This window comes from Rhizobium sp. AC27/96 (genome assembly GCF_001692325.1).
Taxonomy (GTDB): Bacteria; Pseudomonadota; Alphaproteobacteria; order Rhizobiales; family Rhizobiaceae; genus Rhizobium.
Window position 1 is genome coordinate 1 of the sequence record NZ_LXKN01000028.1, and the last position, 21,942, is coordinate 21,942.

The 21,942-nt window shown below is 59.6% G+C and carries 19 protein-coding genes; 17 read left to right on the forward strand and 2 right to left on the reverse strand.

The features are described from left to right. A partial coding sequence (locus A6U86_RS35770; RefSeq protein ID WP_206744088.1) for a hypothetical protein occupies nucleotides 1–208 on the forward strand: 208 nt, incomplete at its 5' end. A 149-nt stretch (nucleotides 209–357) separates the two neighbouring features. Here the strand turns inward: A6U86_RS35770 and A6U86_RS20940 are convergent. After that, nucleotides 358–1,314 carry a bile acid:sodium symporter family protein gene (locus tag A6U86_RS20940; protein WP_068394902.1) on the reverse strand — a complete coding sequence of 319 codons (957 nt, stop codon included), beginning with the start codon at nucleotides 1,312–1,314 and terminating at the stop codon, nucleotides 358–360. Between the two features lie 362 nt (nucleotides 1,315–1,676). Between A6U86_RS20940 and A6U86_RS20945 the strand changes: the two genes are divergently transcribed. The 9 genes from A6U86_RS20945 to A6U86_RS20985 all read left to right on the forward strand — a co-directional run bounded on the left by A6U86_RS20945 (nucleotide 1,677) and on the right by A6U86_RS20985 (nucleotide 11,215). Beyond that, nucleotides 1,677–2,702, forward strand: a complete 1,026-nt coding sequence (locus A6U86_RS20945; protein WP_068394903.1) for a hydroxyacid dehydrogenase — start codon at nucleotides 1,677–1,679, stop codon at nucleotides 2,700–2,702. Nucleotides 2,703–2,814: 112 nt separating this feature from the next. After that, nucleotides 2,815–3,753, forward strand: coding sequence for a D-allose transporter substrate-binding protein (gene alsB / locus A6U86_RS20950; RefSeq protein WP_068394943.1), 939 nt, complete (start codon nucleotides 2,815–2,817; stop codon nucleotides 3,751–3,753). Between the two features lie 60 nt (nucleotides 3,754–3,813). Then, nucleotides 3,814–5,361 (forward strand): sugar ABC transporter ATP-binding protein, encoded by a 1,548-nt coding sequence (locus A6U86_RS20955; protein ID WP_198929076.1) that lies wholly within the window; start codon nucleotides 3,814–3,816, stop codon nucleotides 5,359–5,361. Further along, nucleotides 5,361–6,302 (forward strand): D-allose ABC transporter permease, encoded by a 942-nt coding sequence (gene alsC, locus A6U86_RS20960; RefSeq protein ID WP_068394904.1) that lies wholly within the window; start codon nucleotides 5,361–5,363, stop codon nucleotides 6,300–6,302. The genes A6U86_RS20955 and alsC overlap by 1 nt, the downstream gene beginning before the upstream one ends. A gap of 68 nt (nucleotides 6,303–6,370) precedes the next feature. Beyond that, nucleotides 6,371–7,420: a LacI family DNA-binding transcriptional regulator gene (locus A6U86_RS20965; protein WP_068394905.1), complete on the forward strand. Its 1,050-nt coding sequence runs from the start codon at nucleotides 6,371–6,373 to the stop codon at nucleotides 7,418–7,420. 63 nt (nucleotides 7,421–7,483) lie between these two features. Continuing rightward, on the forward strand, nucleotides 7,484–8,617 hold the full coding sequence (locus A6U86_RS20970; protein ID WP_244510032.1) for a Gfo/Idh/MocA family protein: 1,134 nt from the start codon (nucleotides 7,484–7,486) through the stop codon (nucleotides 8,615–8,617). Between the two features lie 73 nt (nucleotides 8,618–8,690). Beyond that, on the forward strand, nucleotides 8,691–9,539 hold the full coding sequence (locus A6U86_RS20975) for a sugar phosphate isomerase/epimerase (RefSeq protein ID WP_068394945.1): 849 nt from the start codon (nucleotides 8,691–8,693) through the stop codon (nucleotides 9,537–9,539). Between the two features lie 22 nt (nucleotides 9,540–9,561). Continuing rightward, nucleotides 9,562–10,209 (forward strand): nucleoside/nucleotide kinase family protein, encoded by a 648-nt coding sequence (locus tag A6U86_RS20980; protein WP_068394907.1) that lies wholly within the window; start codon nucleotides 9,562–9,564, stop codon nucleotides 10,207–10,209. A 112-nt stretch (nucleotides 10,210–10,321) separates the two neighbouring features. Further along, nucleotides 10,322–11,215, forward strand: coding sequence for a sugar phosphate isomerase/epimerase (locus tag A6U86_RS20985; protein WP_068394908.1), 894 nt, complete (start codon nucleotides 10,322–10,324; stop codon nucleotides 11,213–11,215). A 212-nt stretch (nucleotides 11,216–11,427) separates the two neighbouring features. Here A6U86_RS20985 and A6U86_RS20990 read toward each other — a convergent pair whose 3' ends face one another. Continuing rightward, the gene (locus tag A6U86_RS20990) at nucleotides 11,428–12,681 is read right to left on the reverse strand and encodes an ROK family transcriptional regulator (protein WP_068394909.1); all 1,254 of its coding nucleotides are present in this window, start codon (nucleotides 12,679–12,681) and stop codon (nucleotides 11,428–11,430) included. Nucleotides 12,682–12,921: 240 nt separating this feature from the next. On the opposite strand from A6U86_RS20990, the gene A6U86_RS20995 reads away from it, so the two are divergent. The 7 genes from A6U86_RS20995 to A6U86_RS21025 all read left to right on the forward strand — a co-directional run bounded on the left by A6U86_RS20995 (nucleotide 12,922) and on the right by A6U86_RS21025 (nucleotide 21,741). Further along, nucleotides 12,922–15,498 carry an ATP-binding cassette domain-containing protein gene (locus tag A6U86_RS20995; RefSeq protein ID WP_068394910.1) on the forward strand — a complete coding sequence of 859 codons (2,577 nt, stop codon included), beginning with the start codon at nucleotides 12,922–12,924 and terminating at the stop codon, nucleotides 15,496–15,498. Further along, nucleotides 15,495–16,505 carry an ABC transporter permease gene (locus A6U86_RS21000; protein WP_068394911.1) on the forward strand — a complete coding sequence of 337 codons (1,011 nt, stop codon included), beginning with the start codon at nucleotides 15,495–15,497 and terminating at the stop codon, nucleotides 16,503–16,505. Before A6U86_RS20995 ends, A6U86_RS21000 begins: the two co-directional genes overlap by 4 nt. Nucleotides 16,506–16,558: 53 nt before the next feature. Continuing rightward, a complete protein-coding gene (locus A6U86_RS21005) occupies nucleotides 16,559–17,563 on the forward strand; it encodes a rhamnose ABC transporter substrate-binding protein (RefSeq protein ID WP_068394912.1) in 1,005 nt (334 codons plus the stop codon). A 56-nt stretch (nucleotides 17,564–17,619) separates the two neighbouring features. Continuing rightward, the gene (locus A6U86_RS21010; RefSeq protein WP_068394913.1) at nucleotides 17,620–18,384 is read left to right on the forward strand and encodes a glutamine amidotransferase; all 765 of its coding nucleotides are present in this window, start codon (nucleotides 17,620–17,622) and stop codon (nucleotides 18,382–18,384) included. 198 nt (nucleotides 18,385–18,582) lie between these two features. Continuing rightward, entirely contained in the window at nucleotides 18,583–19,224 is a 642-nt protein-coding gene (locus A6U86_RS21015) for a dihydrofolate reductase family protein (protein ID WP_068394914.1), read from the forward strand. A gap of 260 nt (nucleotides 19,225–19,484) precedes the next feature. Continuing rightward, nucleotides 19,485–20,474, forward strand: a complete 990-nt coding sequence (locus A6U86_RS21020; protein WP_141683769.1) for an AraC family transcriptional regulator — start codon at nucleotides 19,485–19,487, stop codon at nucleotides 20,472–20,474. 58 nt (nucleotides 20,475–20,532) lie between these two features. Next, on the forward strand, nucleotides 20,533–21,741 hold the full coding sequence (locus A6U86_RS21025) for an MFS transporter (protein WP_068394916.1): 1,209 nt from the start codon (nucleotides 20,533–20,535) through the stop codon (nucleotides 21,739–21,741). Nucleotides 21,742–21,942: the final 201 nt, after the last annotated feature.

Sequence of the window (21,942 nt, forward strand, 5' to 3'; positions counted from 1 at the left end):
ACAAGAACTTGACCACACCAACAGAACCGAAACATACATAAAAGGCGGGTCAAATCTCGGTGGAAATACCGGGTCAGTTCCTACCGGAAATCAACATGCGGTGATCATGAAGAATCCCAACATCATGGCCATGGCTCTCGCTATCTCGGCGCGCCGTCTGGTGGTCGATTATCGTGATTGCTGCCGGCGACCCATTAATTTGGGTTAGCAGTCAGATGCGCTGCCGGTAGTAAGTCTTTCCCCGATTGACGGAGCAACCTGACAACCGGCGGACTCATGGTCGATCAGGGCGAGCTGAATGCGCTGGCCGCGATATCTGGTTGCTGCCGGTCGTGGTTTAAAATCTGCGGCCGGCTGTCATGGATGAGCTTCCACGGTCGTAGCCGCATCCTCCGTCCGCCTTGAGAAATAATTGGCGATCAGCGCGCCCGAGATATTGTGCCAAACGCTGAATATCGCGCTGGGTACGGCGGCAATGGGCGAGAAGTAGGCCGTCGCAAGGGCGGCGCCGAGACCGCTGTTCTGCATGCCCACCTCGATCGCCAGCGCCTTGCGCTTCGGCAATGAAAGGCCGAAAAGCTTGGCGGCAAAATAGCCGAACAAGTAGCCAAAGCCATTGTGCAGGACGACGATCGCGAAGATCAGGAGGCCAGATTGGGCAATCGCGCCCTTGCTGGCGCCGACCACTGCTGCGACGATAAGAACGATACCAACGACGCTGACGATCGGCAGCAACGGCATCGCACCTTTGACAACGCCGGGAATGAGCTTCTGGAAGATGAACCCCAGGGCCAGAGGCAGCAGGATGACCTGCACGATGCTGATGAACATGGATAGCGGATCGACCGGCAGGTATTGGCTTGCAAACATCCAGACCAGGAACGGCGTGACAATCGGCGCAGCGAGCGTGGTGACGCTGGTGCAGGCGACGCTCAATGCCACGTCGCCCTTGGCAAGGTAAGTCATGACGTTACTCGAAGTCCCGCCCGGGCAGCATCCGACGAGAATGACGCCGGCGGCGACTTCCGGCGGCATCGGGATAATTCTTGTGAGGATAACCGCGATCGTCGGCATGATCAGAAAATGCGCGAAGACGCCGATGGCCACTTCAAACGGGCGTTTCAGCAGCTCCCGAAAATCGTCGATCGACAATGTCAGGCCCATGCCGAACATGATGATCCCGAGCAGCCAGACGATGTAAGGTGCAACATGCTTGAACACATCAGGCAGGAAGAAGCCGAGAACGGCAAATACGATGACCCAGAGCGCGAAGGTCCTGCCTACAAAGGTGGAAAAAGATGCAAGTGCTTTCATGATATCCTCACAGTGGCCGTTTCCGCTTTATTCCCGTGAGGCAGGCTGTCAAGCGGCCTGAGACCGGGACCGGTTCCGCGCGCGAAATTTGGATGAGGCGATGCTTTTCTGCATATGCCGGCTAAGTTGCCAATCAAGAGATTCACGGGCTAGGCTTCGATTGGCTTTCCCAGCCTGCATCCGCGCTTTGACTTAACAAGTGCCGTGGCTGGCCGCAGCGATGGAGGAAGTTTCCCATCGCGTGTGAACGCATCCAGCGGGCTTCGTGTTGTCCACTGGCAGATTTCCAGAGGCCGAACGTAAAAGCCTCTTGCAGAAAATCGTTTTTCTGATACGACTCCCCGACATCAGAGGGAGGCATCATGAGCCGCAATATCATTCTCGTCGATCCGCTGCCGCGGACTGTCGATCTCATTATGGAGCCGAGCGTCAAGGCGAGGCTGCATCAACTCGGTGATGTCGTTATCTCCGAGGATCGGCAGATGCCTGCCGATCAGGTCGATGAACTTCTTCCTGATACCGTGTTGATTTTCGGCCAGACCGACATGCCGAAGGAACGTCTTGATCGCGCGCCGAGACTGAAGGCGATCATCAATGTCGAATCCAACTTCATGCCCAATATCGACTATCAGGCCTGTGTTGAGCGGGGCATCTGGGTCATTACGCCGGCGTCTGCCTTTGCGTCACCCGTTGCGGAATCCTCTCTGGCCATGGCCTTGGATCTGGCTCGCGGCATTACGCAGGCTGATCGGGATTTTCGCCAGGGCATCGAGCAGTATGGTCTTGCGGGCAACACAGATACCTTCCGCTTTGCCGGTGCGTCCGTCGGCATCGTCGGTTTCGGAGATCTTGGGCGCCAGCTGCGAGAACTGATCCGGCCGTTCCGCAATCATGTCCGGGTTTTCGATCCCTGGCTGCCGAATGAGATCATCGAGCGGGCCGACTGCGTTCCGGTCGGACTGGACGAGGTTCTTTCGCAGAGCCAGGTGGTTTTCGTCTTTGCAAGCGTGACGAGCGAGAATGAAGGTTTCATCGGTGCGCGCGAATTTGCCATGATGAAGCCGGGGGCTGCCTTCCTGTTGATGAGCCGCGCCGCTGTCGTCGACTTTCCGGCGATGTTGGCCGCCGCTGCTTCCGGGCATATTCGCGTCGCGACAGACGTGTTTCCCGAGGAGCCCGTTGCGGCTGATGATCCGGTTCGCTCTACGCCGGGACTTCTCTTGTCCGCGCACAGGACGGGCGGCACGCAGGATGCGCTATATGCGCTTGGCTCCATGGCGGTCGCGGATGCCGAGCTGATCATGAAGGGCCTGCCGCCGCAGCTTTGCCGGCGAGCCGATCCCGCCACGGCAGCTCGACTGAAGTCGAAGCCGGTGTCGGTGACCTGAGTAAGGGAATTTATATTTTAGAAAATCGATTTTCTAGATCGGGGAATGGTCCCCAAACCCGGTGTTGGATACCGGGCGCGGCGAAGCCGTGATTTATCGGAGGAGAATGATCATGAACAGGATGAAGCTTTTTGCCGCGGCCGCAATCGCGGCGACCGCACTTTTTAGCAGCGTTCAGGCCCAGGCCGCCGACTATGCCGTCATCTTGAAGACGCTCGCCAATCCCTATTGGCAGGACGTCCAGAAGGGCGTGCAGGCGAAAGCCAAGGAACTCGGCGTCGAGGTCGACATCTTCGCGTCGCCGTCGGAGGACGATACGCAGGCGCAGCTGCAGCTGTTCGAAGATGTCCTGAATCGCAACTACAAGGGCGTCGCCTTCGCGCCGATCTCGTCGGTGAACCTGGTGCAGCCGGCAGCGAAGGCCTACAAGGCCGGAATCGCGCTCGTCAATATCGATGAGCAGATCGACATGGCGGCTCTCAAGCAGGCCGGCGGCAATGTCGAAGCCTTCATCACCACCGACAATGTTGCCGTTGGCAAGAAGGGCGCCGACTTCATCATCGGCAAGCTCGGCTCTGCCGGTGGTGAAGTTGCCATTATCGAAGGCAAGGCGGGTGTCGCCTCGGGCGAAGCCCGCAAGAGCGGGGCCACTCAGGCCTTCCAGAGCGCAAAGGGTGTCAAGCTGGTCGCGAGCCAGCCGGCCGATTGGGACCGCCTCAAGGCCCTCGATGTGGCCAGCAACATCCTGCAGTCTTCGCCGGATCTGAAGGCATTCTATTGCGCCAACGATACGATGGCGCTCGGCGTCGTTCAGGCCGTGCAGAATGCCGGCAAGGCGGGCCAGGTCATTGTTGTTGGAACTGACGGTGCGCCGGAAGCAAGAGATTCCGTCAATGCCGGTCGTCTGACGGCGACGGTTGCCCAGGATCCGCAGAAGCTCGGCGCAGATGGTCTCGAACTTGTCGTCGCAGCCGCCAAGAAGGGTTCGCTGACGCCGGTCGATACGCAGGCAAAGCAGGTCGCCGTCGACTCCGTGCTCGTCACCAAATAACGCCAGACCGCCGCGGACTAAACCAACCGCGGCGGCATCTCTCCCGTAAGGAGTATGGCCATGGAGAATGGCGAAAAGACCTTGAAAACTCCGATCGTCAGGATGAGAGGGATTGAGAAGTCCTTCGGCGGCATTCGCGCACTGAAAGGTGTCGATCTCGATATCCATGCAGGAGAAGTTCACGTCGTGCTCGGTGAGAACGGCGCGGGCAAATCCACACTGATGAAAGTGCTGTCCGGCATCTATCAGCCGACCGCCGGGACGATCGAGATTGACGGTAACCCGTTCTCGCAGTTGACACCGGCGGATGCCTCGGAAGCCGGCATCTCCATCATCTATCAGGAACTAAGCGTCATCAACGAGCTCTCGGCTCTCGAGAACCTGTTCGTCGGGCGCCTTCGCACCAAGCGGCGTTTCGGCTTTCCGATGATCGACTGGAAGAGAATGGAGACGGAAGCCCGGGCCATTCTCTCGCAGCTTGGTCTTGACATAAATCTTCGGCGACCCGTCGCCGAGCTTCCGATCGCTCACCGGCAAATACTCGAGATCGCCAAGTCGCTAATGGGCAAGGTCCGGGTTTTGGTCATGGACGAGCCGACCTCGTCGTTGACCAAAATCGAGGTCGACCGTCTGCTTGATCTTGTTCGCAAGCTTCGGGAGCAGGGCATGGCGATCCTGTTCATTTCGCATAAATTCGATGAAGTACGGGCCATCGGCGATCGTTTCTCGGTCTTGAAAGATGGCAGTTCCAACGGCACCGGCCTGATCGCCGAGCACACGAATGACGACTTGATCAGGATGATGGTGGGTCGCGTCGTACAGCAGAAATTCCTTTCGTCCCATCCAATCGACAGAACCGGATCACCGGTGCTTGAGGTGCGCAATGTCACTTCGGCCGATCGCAAACGCGTCAAGGATGTCAGTTTCGACGTGCACCATGGTGAGGTCTTCGGTTTTGCCGGGTTGATCGGCTCCGGCCGGACGGAATTGATGAATTGCCTGTTCGGCGCTGAAAAGCGCGCATCCGGATCCATCGTTCTCAATGGGCGGGATATCACGCCGCGCAATCCCTTGAAGGCGTTGAAGAGCGGCATGGCCTATATCACCGAAAGCCGCAGGCAGACCGGCTTCATGCCCAACTTCACGATCATGGAAAACACCGTCGTTTCCGCGCGCGTCAAGGCATCTCCGCTGCGCGGCGCTCTGGGGCTTGTCTCGTCGCGGGCCGACAGGGCGCTTGCCGAGCGTGAAAGCAAGAGATTGGCCGTCAAGGCCCGGTCCGTCGACCAGCTCGTAACGGAACTGTCGGGCGGCAACCAGCAAAAGGTGCTGGTCGGCAAATGGATGGCGACGAACCCGGAGGTCTTCATCTTCGATGAACCGACACGCGGGATCGATATCGGCGCCAAGGCGGAAATCTACGCGATCATTCGAAAGCTGGCTGACGAGGGCAAGGCCGTCATCGTCGTTTCCTCCGAGCTGCCTGAGATTCTTGCCGTCTGCGACCGGATCGCGGTGTTTCGCGCCGGCTCGATCGGCGGCCTCGTCGAGGGCGCCACCGCCAATGAGGAAATGCTTCTACAATATGCAATCGGAGGAGTTGCCTGATGGGCCGCCTTGAAAAATTCTGGGAGACCTACGGTACTCTCTGCATACTCATCGTCATCCTTGTGCTTTTCAGCATCCTGTCGCCGGCCTACTTCCTGCGCAAGGATAATCTGGTGCAGATCGTGCTTCAGAGCTCGATCACGATCCTTCTTGCCCTGGGTGAATTTTTCCCGATTCTGATCGCCGGCATCGATCTTTCCGTCGGCTCCATCCTGGCGCTTGCAGGTATCGTGACAGGCAAGCTGCTGCTGATGGGTTTCGATCCCTGGCTTGCCGTGCTGATAGGCGGCGCTGGCGTCGGCATTCTGCTTGGAGCCATCAACGGCCTTTTGGTCAATTTTACCGGATTGCACCCCTTCATTATCACGCTTGGCACCAATGCCATCTTCCGCGGCGTCACCTTGATCATCTCAGGCGCTACGCCGGTCTTCGGCTTCCCCTATGCCTTCACGGATGCGCTGACAGGCTCGCTTTTCTACGTTCCGGTGCCGATTATCGTTGCGCTCGCGATGGCGCTGATCCTCTGGTGGATGACCCGGCAGACGCGCCTTGGAAGGAACATATACGCGGTCGGCGGAAACAAGGAGGCGGCGTTCTTTTCGGGGATCGATGTGAAGTTCCATACGCTGATGGTTTTCATGATCTCGGGGCTTTGTGCTGGGCTTGCCGGCGTTCTCAGCACCGCCCGCCTCGGTGCGGCGGAGCCTGCTGCGGGAACCGGGTTCGAGACCTTCGCCATCGCCTCGGCCATCATCGGGGGAACGAGCTTCTTTGGTGGCAAAGGGAGAATTCCCTCCGTCGTCATCGGCGGCCTCATCATCGGCACGATCAGCAACGGCCTCAACCTTCTGCGTGTTCCGACTTTCTACCAGCTCGTGGTCATGGGTGGCCTGATCATCCTTGCCGTCTCACTCGACCGGTTGATCGGTACGCGACGCTAACCTCGTCTTTGATGCCGGGATAGGGATCGTTATGATCGGGTGAATCAATGAGGGTGGCGAGAGTGAAAATGGCAAATACAGGTGCTAAAAAGGCTCCGACGATCAAGGACGTGGCGGCTCTTGCCGGTGTCGCTCCTGGCACGGTTTCGAACGTCCTCACCGGAAAGAAGCTGGTGGCGGAGCCTCTGCGCAAAGCTGTGTTCGATGCCATTGCAACTCTCGACTACCGGCCCAATCACCTCGCCTCCAGCCTTCGGTTCGGGAAAACGAAAACCATCGGGATCGTCGTCCCGGACCTGACCAACCCGTTCTTTTCCGGGCTGGTCAAGGAGCTTGAACTTCGGGCCCTGAAATCGGGGTTTCAGACCCTGCTGATGAGCAGCCATGAAGAGGTCGCGGAAGAGAAGGAGAGGATAAAGGCGCTCGTGTCTCGTCAGGTCGATGGTTTGATCATCTCGTCGAGCGGCGATTCCATCGATCCGTCCCCGAATTCCAGCATCAACGGCGTGCCGACGGTTCTCGTCGACCGGGCTTTTACGGTCGAGGGGTTCGATACGGTGTCTGCCGACAATGAACAGGCTGCATTGACGGGAACGCAGCATCTCATCGATCTCGGCCACAAGCGCATAACCTTTCTGGCGACGGCGCTTGGCCTCGGTAACATGGAGGAGCGTGTATCGGGCTACCGCAAGGCGATGGCTGCGGCAGGCTTGCCGGACGCCAATGTCGTATATGGAGGGCTGACGATCGAGAGTTGCCGGAGCGCGCTGGAGCAGGAGCTGAGGCGCGCTGATCGGCCGACGGCGATCTTCGCGTCAGCCTATGTGGCGACGCTCGGAGCAGCCAAGGCGATCAGGGCGGTCGATCTGGCGTTTCCGAACGACGTATCCTTGCTCGGCTTTGACGACTCCGATTGGATGACCGTTTTGCGGCCCTATGTCAGCACGATCGAGCAGCCCTTGGGGGAACTCAGCGAGGCGTGCTGGGAGATGCTGCAACGGCGCATGAAGAAGCGCGACAGTCCGATGGCGCACAAGCGTGTCACTTGCGCCTTGAGGGCGCGTGAATCCACCCGCAGGGTTGTTCGCAAGCCTGTTCAACCTCCACCCGAAAACTAGCTGTACACGCCGATGACCGTGCGCAGCGACGGCCCTTGGCGATCGCCTTCAAAAGGATATGAGATGACAAGAATTCGACTGGGCATGGTCGGTGGTGGCAGGGGTTCATTTATCGGTGGTGTTCATCGCATCGCCGCACGGATGGATGGATTATACGACGTCGTTGCCGGCGTCTTTTCCTCGGATGCCGAACGCAACAAGGGTTCGGCCGAAGATATCGGCGTTGAAGCCTCGCGTGCCTATGGCAGCATCGAGGACATGATCCGCGGCGAGCAGGGAAGGGCTGATGGCATAGAGGCGGTCGTCATCGCGACGCCGAACCATCTCCATTTCGAAGCGGCCAAGGCGTGCCTCGAGGCCGGCCTGCACGTCATCTGCGACAAGCCGGTGACCGCGACGCTCGAAGACGCGATCGAGCTTGAGAAGATTGTGGGCCGGACAGGCAAGCACTTCTTCCTGACGCATAATTATACCGGCTACCCGATGGTCCGTCAGATGCGTGACATGGTCGCCGCCGGTGAATTGGGAGAGATCAGAACCCTTCATGCCGAATATGTTCAGGACTGGCTGACGGAGCCGATGGAGCAGCGCGGGGCTAAGGGTGCTGAGTGGCGCACGGACCCTTCGAAATCCGGCGCCGGCGGGTCGATCGGCGATATCGGCACCCACGCCTACAATCTGGCCACCTTCGTGCTCGGTCGCCGCCCCTCGCATCTTCTGGCTGATCTCTCGTCCTTCGTTCCCGGACGCCGGCTTGACGATAACGCGTCGATCCTTCTGCGCTACGAGAATGGCGCGAAGGGCACGATGTGGGTGAGCCAGGTTGCGGTCGGCAACGAGAACCACTTCACGTTCCGGGTTTACGGCACCAAGGGCGGCCTCGAATGGGAGCAGGAAGATCCGAACCGGCTCTGGTTTACGCAATATGGCAAGCCGAAGCAGCTCCTCACCCGAGGTGGCGCGCAGGCGACCTCAGGCAATACGGACTCGATCCGGATACCTGCCGGCCATCCCGAAGGTTTTCTTGAGGCCTTCGCCAATCTCTATCGCGACGCTGCGCTGGTGCTTCGTGGCAAGGCGACCGACAGGAAGCTCTCGCTCCCCGGCATAAGAGAAGGCGTGCAGGGGTTGGAGTTTGTCGACGCCTGCGTTCGGTCGTCGTCGGCGAACGGTGCATGGGTGGACGTGCTCGCATGAAGCTGTCGGCAGATATGACATCGCGAGCGATCGTTTCGCTCCATGACGCAATACAGAAAGAGACATTATGACTGTGCAGGGTTTCGGCATTCACGCCGCCATGTGGACAATGACCTGGGACCGCGCCGGCGCGGAGCGGGCGATTGCCGGTGCGGCAAAGCACAAGGCGGATCTCATCGAGATTCCTCTGCTCGACGCGCCTTCCGTCGACGCACGGCATACGCGCGCGCTGCTGGATCGGCATGGCATCCGTGCTGCCTGCTCGCTTGTCTTGCCGCAGCCGGCCTGGGCATCCATTCGCCCGGATGCGGCGATCGCGCATCTCACGACCGCGATGGACAAGGCAGCTGAAATGGGCGGCGAGGCCCTGACGGGCGTCACCTATGGCGGCACGAACGAGCGCACGGGTTTTCCGCCGACGCAGGGCGAGTACGACAATCTTACGCGCGCGCTGGAAGCAGCCGCCAGACATGCGAAGAAGCTTGGTATCCAGCTGGGCGTCGAGGCCGTCAATCGCTATGAAAGCCATCTGATCAATTCCGCCGAGCAGGCCGTTGCGCTGGTCGAGCGTATCGGAATGGACAATGTCTTTGTTCATCTGGACACATTCCACATGAACATGGAGGAGAAGGGCGCGGCCAACGGCATTATCGTGGCACGCGACCACCTCAAATACATGCATATGTCCGAGAGCGACCGGGGAACGCCGGGCGCCGGCAACGTCCCCTGGGATTCGATCTTCACGGCACTTTCGGCCATCGGCTTCAAGGGCGCGCTGACGCTCGAGAGCTTCGTGAGCATGCCGGCTGAAATGGCGGGCGACATCTCGACCTGGCGTCCGGTAGCCCGCGATGCGGAAGAGGTTTTGGATCATGGTGTTGGGTTCTTGCGCGGCAAGGCTGCGCAATTTGGCTTGAGCTGACAGCGGCAGGATCGGAGTTGCTTTGACCACGTTAGAAGAAAATGCTCGCGAGATTGCCGAGATCGCCACGCAGCGGTTTACCGCCGGCGGCGGCCGGAGAGTGCTCGTCGCCATCGCCGGCGCGCCGGGCTCCGGTAAGTCTGCGGTCGCCGAGCGCATCGTTGAGCTGATCGCCGGCAATCACGGCATCAGCGCGGCTTTGTTCCCGATGGATGGCTATCACTATGACGACGCCGTTCTCAAGCAGATGGGCCGCCTTGCCTATAAGGGCGCCATCGACACGTTCGATGCGCATGGCCTGCGCCACATGCTCAATCGCCTGAAGGCGAATGAAGACGATCTCGTCGCGGTGCCTGTGTTCGATCGATCGATCGAGATCTCCCGGGCCGGCGGCAGGCTCATTCCGAAGTCAACGGACATCATCGTCTGCGAAGGAAACTACCTGCTGGCTCGGCAGGCTCCTTGGGACAGGCTGAAGGAAATCTTCGACTTCACCGTCTTTGTCGATGTTGGCGAGGCAGAGCTGCGCGAAAGACTACAGGCTCGATGGCGCAGCTATGGCCTCGATCCGAGCGAGATCGACCGCAAGGTCGAGGAGAACGATTTGCCGAACGGACGCGCGATCATGCAGGGAAGCGCTGATCCCGACCTCCGTATCGACAACAATTGAGCCATCCGGCTGATCGCAGCTGAGGCGATCCACCGACACATCAACACCGCAACCCGGAAAACGAAGGTTTCCGGGAAGCAAGATCTTTTGTGCAAAAAGTAGGAGCATTACCATGAACAAATTGGGTGTACACGCCTTGGTCTGGGAAAAGGGCTGGAGCCACGACGAATGCGAACGGGCGATCGCCAAGTCGGCCGAGGTTGGATACGACTTCATCGAAGCACCGGCGCTCGATCCAAGCTCCATCGATATCGACTTCACGCGCCGGTCGCTGGAAAAGCATGGCATCGGCATCAACTTCTCGCTCGGCCTTGATGCCGACACGGATATTTCGAGCGGCGATATCGAGAAAGGCAAGCGCGGCAAGGCAAAGCTTCTGGAAGCGCTGACGCTTGCGCGCGATGCCGGCGCAACGCATGTCTGCGGCATTCTGCACTCCGCATTCCAGAAGAGCAGCGTTCCGACGACAGCTGCCGGCGTTGCCATGTCTGTCGACATTCTGGGACAGGTCGCCGAAATCGCCGCAAAGAGCCGCATCACGCTCGGTCTCGAAGTGGTGAACCGCTACGAATCCAACGTTCTCAACACCGCCTCGCAGGGTGTTGAGCTCTGCAAGCGCATCGGCGCCGATAATGTGAAAGTGCACCTCGACGTGTACCACATGAACATCGAGGAATCCGATGTTCCCTCCGCGATCAAGGATACCGGCAGCTATCTCGGATATTTCCACACTGGTGACTCCCACCGTGGCTATCTCGGCTCCGGCACGATCGACTTGGCCGGCGTATTCCGCGCGCTCGTCGCCTCCGGCTATACCGGTCCGATCACCTTCGAAAGCTTCTCGTCCCGCGTCGTGGGCCAGCCGCTGGAAGGCATTCTCGGCATCTGGCGCAATCTCTGGGAAGACGGCTACGATCTGGCGTCCCACGCGCTCATGTACACACGCGCCCAGCTGAAATCCGCGACGGAAACACTTCGCCAAGTTGAACGGAGCCGACTGCCGTAACGGCGCAGACCAATGATTATCCGTTGCGGGGTCGACCCTCGCAACGGGCCTTCTTATCGGAACGCGGTGATATCTGAAGGGCGCTAAGCTGAGGGGTGCGCAAGGCGTTGCTATTGGTCAAATGCATTGCCGGACAGGCGTAATCTAGAGGTGATCTCACCATGTTGCCTTGCGTGCTGTACGCGAACAAGCAACATCGGTGCCTGTGCAGTTTATCCACCCCGCCTGTTGAATTCGGAGCCGATCATGAGCGGCTTCTTGTCGAGCCCCTTTTTCATCAGGACTCCGGTATCCGGGCCGAACATTGCGTAAATCGGCATCAGGCTTGCTCCCAGCGCCGAGCCGCGTGCGCCGAGGAACCCTGCGCTGATAACGGGGGCAATAAGGCCCGGTGGTATCATCTCCGCGAAACATCGCTGGATCCGTTCGACAGTGTCTGCAAGCAGAGCTTGCGGCAGCAATCCGTCAATAACCACCGCCTCGACGTCGACAACCGAGATGCTTCCGATAAGCGCCTGTGCCAATGCATCAGCGCAATCCTCCTGCCATTCGGACACAAGTTTTTGCGCCGCTGCCGGCATGGGATCGAGATCACGGACCCGGGTAATATCGAAACCGTTGAATCTCAGATGATGAACGAGGGTAAAAATAGAAGCGCGGTGGAGCAGGACATCGAATTTCCCCGAAGGTTTCGGGACGGAATTCAGTGTCGAGTGCGTTACCGGAAATGGGCCGAATGCGGCTGTGTTGCCGTTCGGGCCGGTCTGCAAGGTGCCGTCGAGAACAAGGCCGCCCCCGACAAAGGTGCTGAGCGAGATGTGCAGGAAGTCGGAATATTGCTTGCCCACGCCATAGACCAGTTCGGCAACCGCCGCCGCAGATGCATCGTTCTCGATCATCACGGGAAGGTCCTGGCTTTCGGCGAAATGCGACCGCAGATCGAAGGTGCGCCACTCCATCTGCACATCGGATGGGAAGCCCAGTTCCTCATCCCACCCGCCGATGAAATAGGGCGCCGAGATGCCGATCCCGATGAGGCGCTTCTGACCATCCCTGCCAAGTTCGCTTCTGAAGCGGGCGATTGCTGCATCACCAAGTTCCTTGATGCCGACCGGATTGGGGTGATCATATTCGTGTGTCTCGAAGGCAACCGTCTCGCCGGAAAAATCCGTCAGAATCGCATCCATCGCCCGACGCCCGACGTGGAGGCCAATGGAATAGGCTCCGTCTTTCGCAAGGCCGTACATCGCCGACGGTTGGCCCTTGCCGCCAAAACGTTTTCCATTTTCAACAAGATAGCCGCCAGCCACGAGGGCGTCGACGATCGTCGCGACGGCGGGTGGGGTGAGGTGCGCGAACCTGGCGATTTCTGCTTTCGAGGTTTCGCCAAACCGGCGAACGGCGTCGAGAACGACGCGCTCATTGTAGTGGCGCAACTGAACAGAGTTACTGCCTTTGCCCGCCATTTTTCCTGCTCCCACGTCTCGAAAACTTGCCCCGATGCGTTCTTTTACGCGCCGCCTGTCGATTGTCAAAAAGACCTTTACGACTGCTCTTGACGGACTTCAACAACAATTATAGTAAACTGCTTTAATAAATACGCCAAAGGGAGCTGGCGTGTCGAAAGAGACTTGGTGAGGACCCCCAAATGATTTCCTGCAAGAGCCAGGCCCCGCATTCCCGCAGCGATACCAGCGGTGTTGACCATGCTTGAGGCAGCGCCCCTCTCGCCTGTGAGCTCGTTGCCGAACAGCGATGGTGTCATTGCATCGCTTGCCGGCGTCACGAAGATATTCTGCGGCACCGTCGCCGTGTCTGATGTCACCATCGAGCTTCGGGCAGGGGAAGTCCTTGCTCTGCTTGGAGAGAATGGCGCGGGCAAGAGCACCTGCGTGAAGCTGCTTGCGGGCGTCCACAGGCCTGACACGGGCGCCGTCCTCATTGGTGGCCAACAAAAGCGGTTTTCGTCGCCGCTTGAGGCGCAGCATTCCGGCGTTGCCGTCATGCACCAGCATCCGGGGCTCTTTCCCGATCTGAGCATTGCCGAAAACCTCTTCATCGGACAGACCGGCACGAAGTGGAAGCTCGACTACAGTGCCATGCAGGCAGAGGCCGCGCGGCTTCTGAGGACTATTGGCCTCGATGCCGACGTTTCCCAGCCTCTTGGCAAGTTGCGGACATCGGAACAGCAGCTGGTGGAAGTTGCCCGCGCCCTGTCGCTCGATGCCCGCGTGCTGATCATGGATGAACCGACTGCTGCACTTTCGCAGCGCGAGGTCGAACGTCTATTCGGCGTGGTGGATGGGCTGCGCAAACGCGGCGTCGCCATGATGTTCGTCGGGCACCGGATGGACGAAATCTACCGCGTCGCCGACCGGATTGCCGTTCTGCGCGATGGGCGCCTCGTCGGCACGGAACTGACGGCGGATCTGTCCCGCGAGCGTGCCATCCAGATGATGGTCGGGCGGTCGCTTGACGGACTGTATCCGCGCCACACCGCGACACCAGGCAATGTCGTGCTCGAGGTCAACAACCTCACGCGAAAGGGCACCTTCGAAGATATCTCGTTCCAGCTGCGGGCAGGAGAAATCCTCGGCTTTGGCGGCCTCGTCGGAAGCGGTCGCACCGAGATCGCGCGGGTGCTCTTCGGCATTGATCAACCCACGTCAGGCACGATCGCGATCGATGGCAATGCTGTCCGCTTCGGGTCGGCAAGCGCCGCCATGGAGCAAGGTATCGCCTATGTCTCGGAGGATCGTATCGGCCAAAGCCTGGTCATGGATTTCTCGATCCTCAACAATGCCTCGCTGACAGTTCTCGACGAGGCAACCAGCGGCGGGATGATGTCGCGCTCGAAAGAGCTCAAGCTTGCCGAGCCGTTCCTCGATCGGCTGCGTCTTCGTTTCAGCTCCTACGGACAGCCGGTCAGCTCCCTGTCGGGCGGCAATCAGCAGAAGGTCGTCCTGTCAAAATGGCTGGCGACCAAGCCGCGGATCCTCATCCTCGACGAGCCGACACAGGGTATCGATGTTCAGGCCAAGGCGGACGTCCATGCGATGATGGCCGATCTTGCCAGCCAGGGCATGGCGATCATCCTCATCTCGTCGGAGTTGCCCGAATTGCTCGGAATGTCCGACAGGATGATCGTCCTGCGCGAAGGACACATTTCGGGAAGGTTCGAGCGCGACGAGGCAACGCAGGAAAAGGTCATCGGCGCTGCGACCGATGCCGTCGTTCAAAAGGTCGATGGCGATCTCGTCGCCAAGCCGGTCCATTCGGGCATCGAGCATGTCGAGCTTCAGCCGCAGCAAAGCCTTCTGAGGCAAATATTCTCGCGCCGAGAATTCGGGCTCGTCGCTGCGATGCTTGCGGTGATCATACCCATATCGATCCTGAATATTCGCATGCTGAGCGGCGCGAACCTTTCCGCCCTGGCCATGGATGCGGGTTTGCTGGTGATCGTTGCCATCGCACAGATGCTGGTGCTGATTACCCGAAGCATTGATTTGTCCGTGGCTGCCATCATCGGCCTTGCCGCCTACGGTGCTGCCTCGACCCTGCATGCTCATCCCGAGATTGGAGTGGCCGGCGGCGTGCTGCTCGCCTGCGGCATCGGCCTGATCGCAGGCACGGTAAACGGGTTGATCATTACCTACGGAAAGGTGCCGGCAATCGTCGTGACGCTGGGGACAATGTCGGTTTTCCGCGGCTTGAACAGCATTTGGGCCGGCGGCACGCAAGTCAGCGCCGATCAGGTTCCGCAATCCTGGCTGGATATGACCAGCGCCAATATCCTCGGTATCCCGGCGATCCTCCTGATAGCCATCGCCACGTTGCTGGTTGCCGGCTACATCCTCCGCTACACCTCGCTTGGCCGCGAACTTTATGCGATCGGCTCCAACCCGGATGGTGCCCGGCTGATCGGCATACCCGCCAGGCCGCGAATCCTGCTGGCCTTTGCGGCGGCAGGTCTGCTGGCGGGCTTCGACGGCGCGTTGTGGGCGTCGCGTTACGCCACCGTCGATGCCCGCGTCGCCTATGGCTTCGAACTCACCGTTATCGCAGCCGTCGTCGTCGGCGGTGTCGCGGTGCGCGGCGGTTCGGGAACGGTGCTTGGCGTTGCCGCCGGTGCTCTGCTGCTGCTGGTCATCAATAACGGCCTGACACTCGTGCGCGTCGATCCACTTTGGCTGCAGGGCGTCTACGGCTTGGTCATTCTCGTCGCCATCGGCATCGACGCCTATGTCGCCCGCCGCGCGTCCCGTGGAGGTGCGCATTCATGACAGACACATCGAAGCACAAGACGGACTTCGTTGCCCGCATCGGCAACTGGGACAATTTCCTTGCCGCCATCACCATCCTTGTCATCCTCTACGCGATTTTCGCCGTGCCGAACTTCGCTTCGACCTTCAACATCTCGCAAGCCGTGGCCGGGATTTCCGAACGGGCGCTGATCGTCCTGCCGATGGTCTTCCTGATCATTGCTCGCGAAATTGACCTTTCGGTCGGCAGCACGCTGGCGCTCACGAGCGTCGTCTTCGGCTTGCTGACGCAGGCGGAGTTTCCCCTTTATCTGGCTATTCCTCTGACCTTGCTCGCAGGTGCCGCTTGCGGAGCGTTCAACGGAATTCTGGTCACGAAGCTGGGACTGCCGTCACTCGTGGTAACGCTGGGTACGATGGCCCTCTTCCGGGGCATCGGATACATCCTGCTCGGCTCTGACTCGATCAACGACTTCCCGGACAGCTTCCTCGATTTTGGTATCAACACGGTGGGCGATACGGCTGTTCCCTGGACCATCGTCCCTTTCATCGTGCTGGCGCCGCTGTTTGCGATTGCTCTTCAGAAGATGCCGCTCGGACGCCGGATCTATGCCATTGGCGGCAGCCCGGAAGCGGCGCGCTATTCAGGCATCCGCCTGGCCCGCACGGTGCTCGGCCTGTTCATCACCTCCGGTGTCGTCTGTGCAGCAGCGGGCATGGTCTATGCCGCGCGTCTTGCCAATGCCCGCGCCAACAATGCGCTGGGCATCGAGCTTGATGTCATCACTATCGCTCTTCTTGGCGGCATCAGCGTTTTCGGAGGCAAGGGCAAGCTGACGGGTGTGCTCTGGGCGCTCCTGCTGTTTGCGACCATCCGCAATGTGCTCGGCCTCCTGCAGATCGGTGGCGATGCACAGGGGACCGTCATCGGCCTTCTTCTGATTGTCTCGCTACTCGCCAGCAATGCAGCGGAGCGGATCTTTGCCAGCGTCAGAACCTATTACTTCAAGCCAAAGGCAAACGAGTAGCCTCCGGCGGCTCGTCTGTTCATTCAAGCCGGATTTTAAGAGGAGGAAACCACATGAAATCCAAGATTTTGACATCGATACTTCTTGCCAGCACCCTGATTGCGAGCGTTGCAACGGCAAGCGCGGAGGATTGCGCGAAGGCTCCCGTGACTGTCGGCTTCCTGCCGAAGCTCGACACCGATCCGTACTTCCAGGTTGCCCAGACCGGTGCCGAAGAGGCTGCAGGCGAGATCGGCGGCAAGGCGATCAAGCAGGCGCCTTCGCAGGCAACCGCCGAAGCGCAGATCGACTTCATCAACAATCTGGTCTCGCAGAAGGTCGGCGTTATCGCCATCTCAGCCAATGACGCGAATGCCGTTGCTCCTGCTCTTCGCCGCGCCGAAAAGCAGGGCGTCAAGATCGTCTCCTATGACTCGGATGTGGCGACGAACGCACGTACGGTGTTCCTCAATCAGGCCGCCGGCGACAGCCTGGCCGAGATGATGCTGGAATCGATGGGCCAGCTCATCAACTATGAGGGCGACTTCGCCATCCTGTCCTCCACGCCGACTGCTGCGAACCAGAACGCCTGGATCGCCTTCATGAAGAAGAAGATGGAAGGCGACAAGAAATACGCCAAGATGAAGCTCGTTCAGGTCGCCTACGGCCAGGAGAGCGAGCAGGTGAACCAGCAGCAGGCACTCGGTCTTGCGCAAGCATTTCCCAACCTGAAGGGCATCATCATCCCGGCCGGCATCGGTCTGCCGGCAGCCGCGCGCGCCATGGATCAGGCCGGTCTTCTCGGCAAGATCAAGCTCACCGGCCTTGCACCCGCGACGTTGATCAAGAAGTACATCCAGGATGGCTCCGTCCAGGATATCTGGTGGAACGTCAAGGATCTCGGATATCTGACCTATTATGCGGCTCAGGCCGTCGCGCAATGCAAGGTTACCGGCAAGGAAGGCGAAACATTCACCGCAGGTCGCCTTGGATCGTATAAGGTCGGAGCAAAGGGCGAAGTCCTGCTCGGGCCAGCCAAGATCGTTACGCCGGCGAATATCGAAGAATTCAAGTTCTGATACGCTTCGGGCAACGCCACTCAGGCGTTGCCCTCGCTTCCATAGAAGGATTTATCATGAAGCCGGTATTGCTCGCGGGCGAGACCTTTCACGTCACGTCGTTTGCCTCCAAGGGCATGGAGGTTGGCGCCTCGTCCCGATACTTAAACGGCGCAACGCGCTACATCGAGGCGCTCGCGGCCCAAGGCATCGAGGTCGTACAAATCGGCGGGGAGCGATGCGAGGCTGAATTCCCAAGGTCACTCGAGGCACTCGCTGAATACTCCGCTGTCGTCATCTCGGATGTCGGTGCGCTGTCGCTGCTCTATACGCCAGAAACCAGAATGGGGCAGCGCTCGGTCAACCGTCTGGAACTGCTTCGCCACTGGGTGGAGCAGGGCGGGGGCTTGATGATGGCCGGCGGCTATACCGGTTTCCAGGGCATGGACGGATCCGGGATGTTCCATGGAACGGCCGTCGAAGACTGCATGCCAGTCGAGATCAGCCCCTATCCGGATGGGCTGGAGGCGCCTGAGGGACTCGATCCATTTGTGGTTGACACCAGCCATCCGGTGCTCGCAGGGCTGAAGTCCTCATTCCCCTTCGTCCTCGGCATGAACCGTGTCGTTGCCCGGGCGAATCTGGAAGAGGCGACGTTGGTCCGCTGCATCAACCGTGGACGTGATCTGCCGCTTTTGGCCGTGCGCGATTATGGCGCCGGAAGATCGCTTGCCTGGATGACCGATATCGGTCCTCACTGGCTGTCGGCCGAATTCATGCGCTGGGAGGGCTATGACATACTGATGGCCAATATGGTTCGTTGGCTGGCTCGCGAAATCTGATCGAACGCGACGACAACAAAGATGGTGCCGGAATTCTCTGCCGCCGCAGTTGGTATTTCCGGCCTTACTCGGCACTACCGAAAATTTTTTTTGAAATTGTCGGCTCCCGACAATCCCAATCGTCCTGCAGAATAGAGTTAACCGCGATGCGCCGGCGCGGATCTCTGCTCTATGGAGCCGGCACGGACGGAGGTAGGAATGACGAAAGTAAAAGTCGCTGGGTTGAGCGTCTCGCTTGATGGTTTCGCTGCGGGCATCGACCAGAGCCTGGATCGCCCGCTTGGTCTGCGAGGCGAGGAGCTTTTTCAATGGTTTTTCCCGACGCGGGCGTTTCGCCAGATGCTCGGAAAAGGCGACGGAGAAACGGGCCTTGATGATCGGTTCGGCCAACGCGCAATGGAAGGCTTCGGTGCCTTCATCCTCGGTCGCAACATGTTCGGGCCCATTCGCGGCGAATGGCCCGATGATCAATGGAAGGGCTGGTGGGGCGACAATCCGCCGTATCACGCGCCGACTTTCATATTGACGCACTACCCCAGACCATCAATCGAAATGCTCGGTGGAACGACATTTCACTTTGTCACCGGCGGCATCGAGGAGGCGCTGCAAAGGGCCCGCAAAGCGGCAGGCGCAAAGGACATCAAGATTGGCGGCGGCGCCGACACCGTGAGGCAATATATTCAAGCCGGCCATGTCGATGAAATTCACCTTGCCTTTTCTCCCGTTGCACTCGGGCAAGGAGAACCGCTCTTTAGCGGCATTGATCTTCACGCCCTGGGATATCGGACAGTCGAACATGTTCCGACGGAGCGGGCCACACATATTGTTCTGGCCAAGTAGAAACGGAAATTGATGGGACTGGTCCCTTGTGAGGTGCCGGTTTTTACCGGCCATCTCCGGCGTCTGCCATTGAGCCGGAGTGGAGCCTTGGTGCTCGACCGCTCAAGTCCGGCCCCAACTCCATTCGAATTTGAACACATCAGCTCGCCACACTCTGGTGGGCTGATGTGGAATGCTTGGCCTCAATCAACGCATCAGGAGCAGTGCCAAGCGATTGTCTCCCTCTTGCCGGCCGGACGTTCGGCATATATATATGCAAAATGTCTATCAGTTCATCCGAAGCATCTTCACACCAAAACATTCCGATGGATGCGCTAAGCGAAGTCTTGCAAGACTTTCGCTTGAGCGGCGTGAACTATGGTCGCTGCGAACTCCGGCATCCCTGGAGCATCGCTTTTCCACAACAGGCGTTTCTTCGCTTTCACTTTGTCAGCCAAGGTCCGTGCTGGATCCACACCGAAGCAGAGGGTTGGCAGGAATTGCGCAAGGGCGATCTGGTGCTGCTTCCGCAAGGCACCGCTCATCGGCTGGCCAGCGCGCCTGATGTTGTGGGAGATTCGCTCGATGGTTGCCAGATAACGAACCTCGGAAGCAATGTGTGCGAGGTGATGCGCGAAGGAACTGGCGCGGCAAGCACGCTTTTCTGCGGTTCCATGGCCTTGGGAGCCTGTGCGCTGAACCCCCTCATCACGCTGATGCCACCCATCATCAAGGGCTGCGACGTGGCCGGCCATGACCCGATCGTAGGTCCGTTGCTCGCGGCCATGACCGAGGAAGCCGCGCAGCCACAGATGGGCAGTGCCACTATTCTCTCCCGAATGGCAGACCTGCTGACCGCCCGGCTCATCCGCTGCTGGGTCCATTGCACGGGAGCCTCGACCACAGGCTGGCTTGCCGCCATCCGGGACCCGCATATCGGGCGTGTCCTTGCGGCCATGCACCGAGATCCGGGCCACAACTGGACCCTCGAAAACCTCGCCGGCTTGGCAGGCCAATCACGCTCGATTTTCGCCGAGCGCTTCAGTGCTGTCCTGGGCGAAGGACCGGCACGTTATCTCGCGCGCCTGCGCATGCAGCTTGCCGGGGAGTTGTTGGGCCAAAACGGTATGTCGGTTGCCGAAGTCGCGGCCCGTTTGGGCTATGAATCCGAAGCATCCTTCGCTCGCGCGTTCAAACGCATCACTAATGTCTCGCCGGGTGTTGTGCGGCGCACAATTTCCCGACGAACAGACATGAATTTCGGATTTTAAGATACATTTCATCCGGTCAGATTGGTCTATGAAGGTATCCAAACCTTGGAGATCTTCAATGACGGATACAACAATACAGCTTGATGGCGCGGCGGAAGACCTTGATGCCATCGCGCCGGTCGCTTGGAGCGCGAAGACCTGGTTTGCGGTCCTTTCACTGGCGGCCACCAGCTTCGCACTGGTATCAGCCGAATTCCTGCCGGCAGGCCTGCTGACGCCGATGGCGCGCGATCTCGGCATTAGCGAGGGAACCGCCGGGCAGGTCGTCACCGCGACGGCTTCCGTCGGCGCCGTGACCGCCTTGTTGAGCAATGTTCTTATCGGCAAAATGAATCGCAAGACGGTGCTGGTCGCCCTCAGCGCCCTGGCGATCGGCTCCAATATCCTGGCGACGGTGGCGACCGATTTCTGGTTGCTCTTGTTGGCCAGAGCGGGGCTCGGTATCGCCATCAGCTCCTTCTGGGCACTTTCGGTTGCAGTCGTCGCGAGACTGGTAGGTGCCAATGCAACGGGTCGGGGCATGGCCATCGTCACCCTCGGCGTCTCGCTCGCCACCATTGCCGCGCCGTCGATGGGTGCGTTGATCAGTGACTGGCTGGGCTGGCGCAGCGCCATGGCGATTACTGCGGGACTGGCCGCGATCGCCATGCTGCTGCAGCTACTTAGCCTGCCGACCTTGCCCGCAACGACAAGCAACAGTCTTGCCGACGTCTTCAGGCTAACGCGGCGTCGCGGGGTACAGCTCGGTATGCTTGCCATCCTTGTGCTGATGACGGGGCATTTTGCCGGCTCGGTCTATGTCCGCCCCTTCCTCGAGCACGTGACGCTCCTGACGACTGGCCCGATTGCGCTGGCATTGCTCGGATTTGGTATCGCTGCCGTCATCGGCAACATCGCCGGTGGTCGCATGGCCGACACCAATATCCACATGGCCCTCGCAGTCACGTCAGCATTGATGGCACTTGCGGCGCTCGCCCTGGTGCTTTGGGGCGCCCATATCGGCGTTGCCTTCGGCTTCGCTACGCTTTGGGGCTTTGCCTTCGGCATGGCACCTGTCGTGCTGCCGACCAACCTGTCCCGCGCGGCGACAGATGCGCTCGAAGCAGCAGGTAGCTTGATGGTCGTTTCCTTCCAGGTTGCCATCACCATCGGCGCGGTTGTCGGCGGCTATGTCGTGGACACCTATGGCCCAACCGGACCTTTGGCTCTGACCGCCGTGCTCGCCGCAGCGACGCTCGCGCTGGCGCTGCTGCAACCTCGCAACTGATCTCTGCCTCTGACGGAGAAACCAGCGCCATCGCAGAGTGTACAGGTTAAAGATGCGGCCAGGCTTGGCCGCATCATGCCGTTCTCCAGCAAGCTGGAATTGCGGGCGGATGAATGAGGAATGTCGGGTCGGGCTCTATAATCGCAACCCTTGCCCCGGCAGTGTTGCCGGGGCCAGATTTCGAAAAAGTATCGTTGGATA